The sequence below is a fragment of the Arthrobacter sp. 10L430 genome, assembly GCF_056395245.1.
In genome coordinates, this window is sequence record NZ_JBFTJD010000010.1 from 96,583 (window position 1) to 108,539 (window position 11,957).

The window sequence follows — 11,957 nt, forward strand, 5'->3', positions numbered from 1 at the left end:
AAAGGCTCAAGCCTGGGGTCACAGCCCAAAAGATGTGCACAGAGGAGTGAGCAAAACGGCCGGTGCCCGCATCTGATGCGGGCACCGGCCGTTTTGCTTGGAGCGGATCAGGAAGCCCAGCCCTTTCTCGAGTGCGGCCGGCGGTGGTTCCTCTGCGGCAGCTTCCCGCCCGGCCGCGGCCGTTGCCGCGGTTCGGCTACCGGCGGTTCTTCTTGACCGTCGGCGCCGGGACAAACATCGACTTGCTCAGCGGCGTGACGGACACGGACTTCAACCGCGCGGTGCCCCCCTCGGCAAACAGGGACACTTGGCTGGCTCCCTGTTCGGGGAAGACCTGGTCGGTGACGGTCCGCAGGCCGTTCTGCGCAAATACCTCCACTGAAGACCGGTCAACGTAGATGCGCAGGGTCACGTTGCCGTTGGCATCCAGGCTAACGGGCGCCGAGTCAACCGACGCGAAGAGCGGGTGGAAGGCGGTATTTCCGGAGTTTCGCCGGTCCACGTACACCTCGCCCGCCGCCCTGTCATAGCCGATGACCGTTGAGGAATTGCCGTTGCCCAGCACGGTGATCCCCGCCTTCGCGGCCGTGCCCGGCGCGAGAGTGACGTCGATCCTTTGCACCTGGCCCCAGGCTGCTGCCGGCAGGGCCTGGGTGCCTGGGGCTATGCTCCGTGCCTTCTTTTCGGCGTAGCTCACCCTTGTGCCGAGGGCGTCCACCTGCTGGACGGCCTTCTGGGTCAGGCGGGGTCCGGCGGCGGTCTGCGTGAGGGCAACCTCGCGGGGTAGGGACATGGCGCTCCGCCACGGCGACGTGGGAATGCTGTTGGCGTAGTCCCAGTTGTTCATCCAGCCGAGCATGATGCGCTTGTCCTGCGGCATGTTGCCGAAGGAGACGGACGCATAGTAGTCCCTGCCGTAGTCCAGCCAGTCATAGGTCTGCAGCCGGGGCGTGGCGGGCCGGGGTGACGCCACGAACTCATCGGCAAGAATGTGGCCCCAGCCGAACCGGTTGTTGTCCACCACCCGAATGCTCGCCTGCCGCCCCTTGAATTCCGAGACGTTCCAGGACTCCCAGTCAAGCACTTCACTGTTGGCGCCCGTGGCGCTGCGGACAACCTTCCCGTCGACCACGAGGTTGACAGTGGTTTCGTCGGAGCGGGGAACGGCAGCCTGGTCGGTGAGCATGACGTGGTCCAGCGTCAGGTGCCCCCAGCCTCCCGTGGCCTGGTCAACGACCCTGAGCTGCGCGGTCTGCCCGGCAAACGCCGAGACGTCCCAGCCTTTCCAGTTGAGGGCGCCGGCGTCGTCACCGGAGAGAGTCCGCACCACAGTGCCGTTCACCAGCAGTTGCACCTCGAGCACTTGTCCTGACCCTGCGTCTCGGTGCCCGCCTCCCACGAGCATGCTCATGAAGTTCCGGGACACAGTGAACGACGGCGATGTCATGGTTCCCTGCCTGTCGTCACCGGGTGCGCCTCCGGTGTCGAACGTGTTGATGCGCTTGGCGCCGATGTAGAAGTCCCCGCCTGCTGTTGAGGGCTGGAACGCGGGGGCCAGATCCCCGGTACCGGTCCAGCCGGCGTCAGCCAGGGTGGTTCCGTCAGGGACCTCGAAGCCGCTGAACAGCAGGTCGCCGGGAGGTGGCGTGTTGTCCAATTTGTCCGAGATACGCGGATGCTGCCCGCCGCCCACAAGGAAGTTGAGGTAATCGCTGTTCACGGTGAACGCCGGTGAGCTCATCGAGCCCAAGGGCCAGTCGCCGTCGTTAAAGGAATTGATGAGGCCGGCGCCGGCAAAGCCGGTGACGGCGTTCTGCCCAGCTAGTGCCCCGCCGGCCGGGGCGTCCGCAAACGGCCCGTTCTTCCAATTCCCCGGCTCGTTGTTTGCTGTCCAGCCGTTGTAAGTGCCGTCGTTGAAGCCGGCCAGGGACGTCCCGGCCGGCAGCGAGTCGCTGGCCTTGGTTGACTCCGACTTAAAGGTGGTCCCGTCGAAGTTGCCCACGAAGTACTGGCCGGCCGAGCCTCCGGCCACGCCGCCCGGGTTGATGTTGACCACCATGACCCACTTAACCTTTGCGGGATCACCGTCGACCGCCAAGGGAAACAGGTCGGGGCATTCCCAGAGCCCTCCCGTGGCGTTCGCCGGCCCGAACTCGCTGAGGGGCGCCCAGTCCTTGAGGTTGCCGGACTTGTACAGGACCACCTTGTGCTCGGTGGCCTCGACGGCGGCCATCACCCAGTAGCCGCCGCCGGTCGGGGAGTTGTACCAAAAGACCTTGGGGTCGCGGAAGTTCGCGGAGTTGCGGTTGAGTACCGGGTTGGCGCTGTACTTGGTCCAGGTCTGACCTTGGTCCAGATTGTAGGCGAGTGACTGCGCCTGGAGTCCTTTATACGGCGAGGCATCCTTGTAGGCGCTGGTGAAGATGGCCACCATGGGCGGGTTTGCCGCGGTACCGAAGCCGGACGTGTTGTTCTTGTCCACCACCACGCTTCCGGAGAAAATGTCCTGCTGGTCATCGGTGGGGATGGCCAGCGGCTGCTCCTTCCAATGCGTCAGGTCGGTGGACGTGGCATGGCCCCAGGACATGTTCCCCCACGTGTTTCCCGATGGGTTGTGCTGGTAAAACAGGTGGTAAACGCCGTTGTAGTAGACCATCCCGTTGGGATCGTTCATCCAGTTCTGTTGAGGCGTGAAGTGGATCGCTGGCCTGTACTGCTCGTCTCCAACTGCCTCCGCAGCCGACGCCGGACCCGCCCCGGCCAGTGCCGCGGCCAGGGTGAGTCCCACCAGAGTGAGGGCAGAACATGTCTGCATTATTCGAGATTTTTTGCTGTGCATTTCGCTGAGGTCGCCCTTCATTGCGCGTGCCTTTCTTCAAGACAACGTTGTCAGTGTGTGGAACGCTAAATTAAGTCCACGAGACAAGTCAACGGATAGATATAGACTCCCATCGACACATCGGCGCCCGCCCAAATCTGACACCGTTGTCCACGCGAACTGTTCGGCCGCGGCGCACACCGGGGCGGCCGGTTGTTAGTGTGGGAAGCATGAAACGACGTCTCCTAGCTCTGGTCATGGTTCCCACGCTGCTGCTTCTGGCGGGGTGCGGCCAAGCTCAGGAGGCCGTGCAGAATGCGGCCAGCTCGGCCGCGTCCGGAGTTGCCAACGCCGCGGCCGACCAAGTCAAAAGCCAAATCTGCGCGTTGCTGAGGGACGGCCTCGTCAGCGCCTCGGACAAGGCCGCGCTCACGGGACTCGTGGCCGGTGCCGATACCGCGGGGGTTCCGTCCGAGATCACCGCCCCGTTGAAAGAGATCGCCCAAGCCGGAGACGAAGTGCCCAGCGAATCGGTGAAACAGCTGCAGAAGGCCTGCGCTGCCGGCCGATTCCGCGGTGGCCCCGACCTGCACTGACGGGCCCGCAGTCGCTTGAGAGCGGCCGGGAGTGCCGGGCGCCCCGCCCGGCCGTCCGTGGGTGTGGCCCCTGTCCCTCCCCGCCCTGCAATAATCGGAACCAACCGATGCCTGGCAGCCGAATAGTGCCGGTCGCAACGGGAGCACTGCAAGTTTTGGCCGATCCAAGCAGACGAGGCGGACATCAATGAAGGCTTCCAGCCAGCAGCAAGCGCCAGGTTCCGGAGTAGCAGCAGATCCATCTGCTGCCGGCCCGGCAGCGGGAGTCCATGCGCCCGGCAGTTCCGCCCGCGCCGAAGCAGCTGGCTCCGCACACGCTGACGCCGAAGCAGCCGGCTCCGCCCGCACTGACGCCGAAGCAGCCGGCTCCGCCCGCACTGGCGCCGAAGCAGCCGGCTCCGCCCGCACTGACGCCGAAGCAGCCGGCTCCGCCCGCACTGACGCCGAAGCAGCCGGCTCCGCCCGCACTGACGCCGAAGCAGCCGGCTCCGCCCCAGTTGGCACCGGTTCCGTGAGGCCCGAGCTGTTGCACTGGCTCGCAGACGCCCACGGCGTGGGGACCACCTATCAGGGATGGGACGGGCTGCCGCACGAAGTTGCACCCGCAACCCTGATCCGTGTCCTGGCGGCCCTTGGGGTCCAGGCCCACACCGACCAGCTCATCGAGCATGCCCTGGCCGAAGCGGAACTGGCGCCGTGGCGGCGGATGCTGCCTCCCGCCGTCGTGGTTCAGGAAGGGACACCCGTCCAGGTGCCGGTGCACGTCAGGGACGGTTCCGCCGTCCGCGTCAGCGTCATTACCGAGGACGGGCGTGAGCTCGACGCCCCGCAGCAGGACATCTGGATAGAGCCGCGCGATGTCGACGGCGTGACTACCGGCCGGGCAACCTTCGAGATGCCGGCGAACACCGGACAAGGCTGGCACACGCTTCGCGCGGAGTCGGAGGGCAAGGTTGCCGAGGCCACCCTTGTGGTGGTTCCGTCGAGGCTGACCACTGCCGCGCCGCTCGAGGAGCGCCGCGGCTGGGGCCTGGCCACGCAGCTGTATTCGGCGCGGTCCAAGCGGTCCTGGGGTGTGGGCGACTTCGCCGACCTGGCGGAGCTTGCGGCGCTCGCCGGTTCCCGCGGCGCCGACTACGTGCTCGTGAACCCGCTTCACGCGGCTGACCCCGTGCCTCCGGTGGAGCCTTCGCCGTACTCACCGTCCACCCGCCGCTTTTTCAACCCGCTCTACCTCCGTATCGAGTCGATTCCGGAGTTGGCGTACCTGAAGCCGAAGAAGCAGGCTGTGGTCCACGGCCTGATGAAGCAGGCGCGGAAACTGAACAAGGACTCCTCGCGGCTGGACCGGGACACGGCGTATGCCGCCAAGCTGGCTGCGCTGGAGTTGCTCTACGGGGTCCGCCGTTCGCCCTCCCGGCAGCGTGCATTCGAGGAATTTTGCCGCGGGGCCGGGACCGGCCTGGATGACTTCGCCGTGTGGTGCGCCATCCGGGAAGATATCGACGCTGGCGATCCGTTCTGGACCGATCCTGCGGCAGCCCTGGGCTCTCCCCTCGTGGAAAAGTTGCGGATCGAACTTTCAGACCGGATCGATTTCCACCGCTGGCTTCAGTGGCTCTGCGATGAACAGCTCGAGTTCGCCCAGGCCGCAGCCAAGCGCGCCGGAATGCGCCTCGGAGTCGTGCATGACCTCGCCGTCGGGGTGGACCTCCAAAGCTCCGACGCCTGGACACTTAGGGGAGTCCTCGCCTCCGGCGTCAGCGTCGGGGCGCCCCCGGACATGTACAACCAGCTGGGGCAGGACTGGCACCAGCCGCCATGGCATCCCACCCGCCTGGCCGAGGCCGGCTACCGGCCCTTCCGGGAGATGCTGGCAACGATTCTGCGGCATTCGGGCGGGATCCGGGTGGACCACATACTGGGGTTCTTCCGCCTCTGGTGGGTGCCCGCGGGCAACTCTCCGGAAAACGGGGCCTACGTCCGCTTCGACCACGACGCCATGATCGGCATCCTCGCGCTTGAGGCGCAGCGTGCCGGCGCCGTGGTGATCGGGGAGGACCTGGGCACCTTTGAGCCGTGGGTCCGTGATTACCTTGCCGCCCGCGGCATCCTGGGGACCTCCATTTTGTGGTTTGAGAACGACGGCGATGCTCCGCTCGCACCCGAAAAGTACCGTCTGCAGGCACTCTCGAGCGTGAACACCCACGACCTTCCGCCGACGGCGGGCTACCTCGCCGGCGACCACGTGACGCTTCGCAGCGGGCTGGGGCTGCTGGAGCGGTCAGCGGAGGAGGAGCGCATCGAGCACAACGCGACGCTCGAAAAGATGATGCTGCTGCTTCGGCAGCGCGGGCTGCTCCCGGCCGATGGCGCCGGTACGGAGGAGGAACGGATCGAGGCCCTGCACCGCTTGCTGGCGCAGACCCCGTCCGTACTGCTTGGCGTGGCACTCGTGGACGCCGTGGGGGAGCGCAGGGTGCAGAACCAGCCGGGGACAACGTCTGCCCAGTACCCCAACTGGCAGGTTCCGCTGGCCGATTCCGACGGTGGCTCCGTGCTGATCGACAGCCTGGACGGGAACGACCGGTTCAACTCCCTCTTGGCCGCGGTAGAGGAATCGATCCGCGGGTAGTGCGGCCGGGCCGGACTTGTGCCTGCGTGCGAAAGCCGGGCCGCCTCAGCTGGCCGTGATCACGTGCGTGGTGTGGTTGTACCGGAAGGTGACCGGGCCGCCGTCGTGCTTCAAAACGATGTTCGAACCGTTGGGCGCCCCGTCCTGGCCGTAGTTCTCGTCCCAGGAACCGTTGATGGCCGCCTTGAACTCGTAAGTGCCCGCGGGCAGGTCCGCGGCCAGCTTCCAGACGCGGTTCACCGGATCGAATGTCATAAACGCCGACGTGCACGCCGGCTGCCAGTCGTCCGGGCAGCCCATCTCGCTGTTCAGGCTGCCTGCAACAGTGACCGACTCGGGCTGCGGGGCGGCTCCCACCACCACGGTCCGCACGCCGCTGGCCACCTTGAAGCCAAGGCCGCTCATCGTCGCCCGGTAGCTCACTTTGGTACCGTCGGCGAGGTTCAGTGCAGCCACGTCATCAACCACGGTGTAATCGGGGGATGAACCATCATCCGATCCGATGGCCGTCCATGGACCTCCGGCCACACTCCGTTCGAAGCCCACCACGTGGCTGGCCTTTTCCGGATCGGCGGTGGCAACAACTTCCGCGGTGCCTTGAACGGTGCTTCCTTCCTTGGGCTGCTGGATGGTCAGCACCGGCGCGGGCACGGTGGCGGTGCGCGGGCTGCTGACCGACGTGTGGCCCCCGTTGTCCAGGACGACTGCCCGGTACTTCAACGCCGTCCCGGGTTTGAGCCCCGCGACATCGTGGAAGACCCGGTAGGGCGCAGTGTCATCGGTGCCGATGGACTCCCAGTCCCCGCCAGCCGTTTTCGCCTGGAAGGTGACCTCGTAGAACGACGAGCCGTCGATGTCGGCCGTTACCTGCATCCGGCCATTGTCACCTTGCGACGTGGCGGTGGCTGCCGCCGCAGCCGGCGCCTGCAGGGAGATGGCGGGTGCCGCCTTCGAGTGCGGAATGCGGCCGGAGGACTTGTAGACCACGGCGGACAGCGGCGGAACCGTGACGGTCAGCTTGCCCTCAGGCGAAGTTTTGGATTCGGTCGCGGCGTCTCCGTAGACCAGGCTGTAGGCGCGCTTCCCGATGTAGGTGGGGACGGACGCCGTCTGGGGCTGCTCGCTGTTGTTCAGCGCCACCACGTACTCGCGCTGGTCCTTGGCGTCGGTGCGCGAGAACGCGTAGATCCCGGGACCGTCCGACGCGTAACGGTGTTGGTGGGCACCGTTTCGCAGTGCCGGATGATCCTTCGTCAGCTTGGCGAGTTCGCTGATCTTGCCGTACAGCGGGTGCCCGGTGTTGAAGTTGTCGGTGGCGTGGGTAGCGTCGGTGCCGAGCAGATCGTCGTCGAGGTAAGCGGGCACCTGGCTCGCGAACAGTGTCTGGCGTGCGTCCTGGTCTCCGCCGGGGCCGGTGAAGCCCTGCTCATCGCCGTAGTAGACCACCGGGTTTCCACGCGAGAAGTACATCAGCTCGTGGGCGAGCCCGTCGCGGGCAACACGTTCGGCATCGTCCGCGTCCGGGTTGTCCGAGGTGATGAAGCTGCCGATCCTGCCCATGTCGTGGTTCCCCAGGAACGTGGGCAGCTCATACACGTTCGAGTCGGCGTCTGTGTACCAGTCGTCCCCGGCGAAGAATGTCTCCAGCTGCCGGGCATTCTGGCCGCGAGACGCGAAATTGCGGGCAGCCTCCTGGAAAGGAAAGTCCAGCACCGCCTGCATCTTGTCGCGGGTGGTGAACTGGGACGTGAAGCTCTTGGAAGTGTCAAAGACTTCGCCGAACATGAAGAACTCGTCCTTGCCCTGCGCTTTCGCATAGCTGAGGACATCCGGGCCGAACTGTTGCCAGAACTCGTCGTTCACGTGCTTCATGGTGTCGATGCGGAAGCCGTCCACGCCGAAATCCTTGATCCATGTTTCGTAGACCTCCGTCATTCCCTTCACCACGGCGGGGTGCTCGGTGAACAGGTCGTCCAGGCCAAAGAAGTCGCCGTAAGAGGAGTTCTCACCGGCGAAGGTGGTGTCCCCGCGGTTGTGGTAGAGCGTGGGATCGTTGAGCCAGCTCGGCACCTTGAGGTTCTTCTCTGCCGGGTCCAGGACCGGCGTGTAGGGGAAGGACTTCTCAGCGTCAAGCTTGGGGAAGTCCGCCTTGCCGGCGTAATCGCGGTCATCGAACGCCGCGCCCGCTGCCGTGCGGTAGGGCGCCTTGTCCTTGGAAACGTAGCCGGTGCGGGCGCCTTCCTTGTAGCCGATGACATCCGCCGTGTGGTTGGTGATGATGTCGAAGTACACCTTCATGCCGCGTGCATGGGCTTCATCGATGAGTTTCTTGAGTTCGGCGTTGGTGCCCAGATGCGGGTCGATCTGGGTGAAGTCCGTGACCCAGTAACCGTGGTAGCCGGCGGAGTTGTCCTCCGGCTGCACGGCCTTGTTCTTGAAGCTTGGTGTCAGCCAGATGGATGTGGTTCCCAGCCCCTGGATGTAGTCGATCTTGTCCAGCAGGCCGGTCAGGTCGCCGCCGTTGTAGAAGCCCTTGCGCTTGGGGTCGAAGCCGGACACCATCGGATCCGGACCGAGTCCGCCGTCGTCGTTGGCCGCGTCACCGTTGCTGAACCTGTCCGCCATGACGAAGTAGAAGTTCTCGTCCGTGACCGGGGCCCGCAGGGCATGAAGGCCCGACGGCGGCCGGTCACCTGATGGCGACCCGGGCCCCTTTGCGCCCTGTGCCGATTGGGCCGGAAGCGCGGCTGCCGCCACGAGAACCAGGGCGGATGCTGCGGCCGCGGCGGCACGGGCGAGGCCAGACGGACCCGCGCCTGCACGCGGGCGCAAGAGGAACTGGACAGGGTTGGTGAACATGGCTGAAAACCTTCCGCGAAGCGACTCTGCTGCTTATCCCGGTCCGGCCGGGTGACCTGCGTGACGACCTGCCCAGCCTCAGAAGCCATCATTACAACGGTTTATGCGCGGCCGTAATAGAAGTGACGAATCCTGTATTGGGTTTGTCGATTCGGTTTAGCTTGCCACAACCAAGGCCGTAGGGGAACCCGCCACCAAGCGGTGGTGCACGTCGCCGGGCAGGCCGGTTTCGGGGTCAAGCCGGAAAGTTGTCACGTCGTGGGAACGCTCATGGGCGACGTGAAGCCAGCCGTTGCGGACCAAGTGATGTCTGGGCCAATCGCCTCCGCTCGGAAAGTCTGCGACAGGGCGAAGTTGCCCCGACGTTGCGTGGACCTCCAGCACACAGATCCGGTTGGAACCGCGAACTCCTACATACACATGGTGCCCGGCGGGGGAGAGGGCGATCTCCGCTGGCGAATCGCCTTCCTGTGCTCCGCCCGCCGTTGCCGGACCTTCGCCGACGAGCTCGAACCGTCCGGTGCCGGACGCGGCCCGCACGGCAAAAACCTCGATGGAGTACTCGGAGACTACGAATACGGTTCCGTCGGCATGCTGCACCAGATGGCGGGGGCCGGCCTCCTTGGGAAGTAGCACCTCGTGATCCAGTGACAGACCAGCCTCGGGGAGGTACTGCCACACCCGAAGCAGGTCGTGACCCAGGTCCGTGGTCATGACCCGGCCGTCGGCGAGCATCAGGCTGGCCTGGGCACGGCTTGGCCGGCCGCCGTCGTAGGGATCCGCAGAAGGTGCCGCTGAGAAGCGGGCGGTGATGGCGCCGTCGTCATCCAGTTCGTAGAGCAGCACCTGCCCGTCGCCCCAGCAGGCAACAACAAGGAACCTGCTGCGGGGATCGACCGCCACATGGCAGGCAGCCTCGCCGGCAGGCCACGGCTCGCCGAAGGCTTCCAGGCCGAACTCGCCGCGTCGGCGATACGCCTGCACCGACTGCACCCTCTCACCGACGGCGTAGACCACGGGCAGGGAGGGATGCGCGGCCAGGAACGACGGCGAATCCGCCTTCGCAGCGGTGCCGCGCCAGATGAGGGTTCCGTCAGGAGCCACCGAGATGGCTCCGATGCCGGCGCCGTGCCCACCGCTGTCAGCAGTGTACGAGCCGGTCCAGATGAGCGGGTGGTTTTCGCTGGGCGTCATGGCTCCATCTTGCCAACGACTGCCGGGTTCCGGGTCAGCTAACATGAAGATTCGCAGGCGTCGAAGTGTGCGCCGCTTTGGAGAGCCAGGGGAGGTGAGAACCATTAGCGCAATGCCAGTCTGGGTTCTCCCTGCCCGCCGCCGTCCGGACCGCCGAGGCTAGCCGATGCGCGGAGCGCCCATCTTTCAACCGAAGGATGCTCCCATGCCGTTTGCGCATCCATCTCTTTCCCGTTCTGCCGTCACCGCCCAGCTTCGCGCCGCAGGCTGTGTTTTCGCGGAGGACGAAGCCGAACTCCTTTTAGCCGCACCGTTCACTCCCCAGGAGCTGGGCGCGGCCGTTGAACGGCGGGTTGAGGGCTTTCCCCTCGAACACATTCTGGGCTGGGCGGAGTTCTGCGGTCTGCGGATTGCAGTGGAGCCCGGGGTCTTCGTTCCCCGCCGCCGCACGGAACTCCTGGTCCGCGAAGCTGCAGCGCTCCTGCGAACGAAGTCTGCGGTTTCAGTGACCGCGGCGGGGTCAGCGCCTGCAAGTCCAAAAGGCAGCCGTTCGGCTCCTTTTGCCGGCGATCTGGGTTCCGGCGAGGGCTCGGTCGTGGTGGACCTCTGCTGCGGCTCGGGAGCTGTAGGCAGGGCGCTGGCGGCGCTCGTGGCGGGCATCGAGCTGCACGCTTCCGACGTCGACCCTGTTGCGGTGCGCTGTGCGCAGCGAAATGTTGATCCCGTCGGCGGCAGCGTCTATGAAGGCGATCTGTACTCGGCTCTGCCCGCTCGAATTAGAGGGAACATAGACATCCTCGCCGTCAACGCACCTTACGTGCCCACGGAGTCCATCAGCAGCATGCCCCACGAAGCCCGCGCCCACGAGCCGACGGTGTCCCTCGACGGCGGGCCGGACGGAGTCGATATCCAGCGGAACGTAGCGGCCGCAGCGCTTACATGGCTTAGGCCCGGAGGTCACCTGCTCATCGAAACGAGCCGACGCCAAGCGAAGCTGACTGCAACAGCCGTAGCCGAGGGTGGGTTGACGCCTCGCATTGTCGGGTCTGAGGAGCTGGACGCCACCGTTGTCATAGGACTGCGGCCCCTACTGTAGGCCACCACTATAGGCTGCCAGCTCGCGTAGTCGGCGCTGTGGGTGGCCCTGCTGCCGTGCTTCGGCACCTGCGGGACCCGGAGACCACAGAATAACCGTCACGCGGGCGGGCAGCGCCCGCAATCACGGCAAACCTTGCTTTCCGCTCTGCCCCTAGTCATACGTCCTGCCGCATAGTCCGTGAACTGCCAACCGATCGAGTGCCTCGAAATTAACACCGCACATGAGCCTCCTCCTAAGCACCGCATCTGGCTTGAGCGCACCGTGGTTCAGAGATTCAAGTAAATCGGAGCGTCTGAACAACCGTGGACCGGGGGAGTGTCTGAATAACGGTGGATCCGGGTTGGAGTGACATGCCAGCCAGGTCCGTTGGGGCAGCGTTTTATGTTCGGTGGTGGTGGTTGCGTCGGGGTTTTTGGGTGGGGTCGATGTGGGGTGGGGGGATGAACCAGGGGATGCCGGTTTGGATGTGGATTTGCCATTGTTCTTTGTGGATGAGGTGGTGGTGGTGGGTGCAGAGGAGGACGCCGTTGTCGGTGTTGGTGGGTCCGCCGTGTGACCAGTAGGTGGTGTGGTGGGCTTCGCACCAGGGGGCGGGGATGGTGCAGGCGGGGAAGGCGCAGCCTTGGTCGCGGGCGGTGAGGGCTTTGCGGAGGTGGGGTGGGAAGATCCGGGTGGTGCGGCCGATGTCCAGGATGCGGCCTTGGCTGCCGAGGAGGATGGGGATGATGTCGGCGTCGCAGGCGATTTTGCGGACGG

The 11,957-nt window shown here is 65.5% G+C and carries 7 protein-coding genes; 3 read left to right on the plus strand and 4 right to left on the minus strand.

The window, feature by feature from the left end; translation table 11 throughout:
• Positions 1-196 precede the first annotated feature (196 nt).
• Positions 197-2,815 carry a GH32 C-terminal domain-containing protein gene (locus AC1DDG_RS11470; protein ID WP_476876164.1) on the minus strand — a complete coding sequence of 873 codons (2,619 nt, stop codon included), beginning with the start codon at positions 2,813-2,815 and terminating at the stop codon, positions 197-199.
• A 233-nt stretch (positions 2,816-3,048) separates the two neighbouring features.
• Here AC1DDG_RS11470 and AC1DDG_RS11475 point away from each other — a divergent pair, with 233 nt between their 5' ends.
• Positions 3,049-3,414 (plus strand): hypothetical protein, encoded by a 366-nt coding sequence (locus AC1DDG_RS11475; RefSeq protein WP_476876165.1) that lies wholly within the window; start codon positions 3,049-3,051, stop codon positions 3,412-3,414.
• Between the two features lie 187 nt (positions 3,415-3,601).
• Positions 3,602-6,049, plus strand: a complete 2,448-nt coding sequence (gene malQ, locus AC1DDG_RS11480; RefSeq protein WP_476876166.1) for a 4-alpha-glucanotransferase — start codon at positions 3,602-3,604, stop codon at positions 6,047-6,049.
• A gap of 45 nt (positions 6,050-6,094) precedes the next feature.
• On the opposite strand, the gene AC1DDG_RS11485 is transcribed toward malQ, so the two are convergent.
• Positions 6,095-8,908, minus strand: a complete 2,814-nt coding sequence (locus tag AC1DDG_RS11485; protein ID WP_476876167.1) for an alpha-amylase family glycosyl hydrolase — start codon at positions 8,906-8,908, stop codon at positions 6,095-6,097.
• Positions 8,909-9,064: 156 nt separating this feature from the next.
• Positions 9,065-10,102, minus strand: a complete 1,038-nt coding sequence (locus AC1DDG_RS11490) for a lactonase family protein (protein ID WP_476876168.1) — start codon at positions 10,100-10,102, stop codon at positions 9,065-9,067.
• Positions 10,103-10,307: 205 nt separating this feature from the next.
• Here AC1DDG_RS11490 and AC1DDG_RS11495 point away from each other — a divergent pair, with 205 nt between their 5' ends.
• Positions 10,308-11,198, plus strand: coding sequence for a methyltransferase (locus AC1DDG_RS11495; RefSeq protein WP_476876169.1), 891 nt, complete (start codon positions 10,308-10,310; stop codon positions 11,196-11,198).
• A 382-nt stretch (positions 11,199-11,580) separates the two neighbouring features.
• Here the strand turns inward: AC1DDG_RS11495 and AC1DDG_RS11500 are convergent.
• A partial coding sequence (locus AC1DDG_RS11500; RefSeq protein ID WP_476876170.1) for an HNH endonuclease signature motif containing protein occupies positions 11,581-11,957 on the minus strand: 377 nt, incomplete at its 5' end.

Bases quoted from the DNA above. Each gene is read 5' to 3' on its own strand.
- AC1DDG_RS11485 (WP_476876167.1), bottom strand. From the start codon at position 8,908: ATGTTCACCAACCCTGTCCAGTTCCTCTTGCGCCCGCGTGCAGGCGCG.
- AC1DDG_RS11475 (WP_476876165.1), top strand. From the start codon at position 3,049: ATGAAACGACGTCTCCTAGCTCTGGTCATGGTTCCCACGCTGCTGCTT.
- AC1DDG_RS11470 (WP_476876164.1), bottom strand. From the start codon at position 2,815: ATGCAGACATGTTCTGCCCTCACTCTGGTGGGACTCACCCTGGCCGCG.
- malQ (WP_476876166.1), top strand. From the start codon at position 3,602: ATGAAGGCTTCCAGCCAGCAGCAAGCGCCAGGTTCCGGAGTAGCAGCA.
- AC1DDG_RS11495 (WP_476876169.1), top strand. From the start codon at position 10,308: ATGCCGTTTGCGCATCCATCTCTTTCCCGTTCTGCCGTCACCGCCCAG.
- AC1DDG_RS11490 (WP_476876168.1), bottom strand. From the start codon at position 10,102: ATGACGCCCAGCGAAAACCACCCGCTCATCTGGACCGGCTCGTACACT.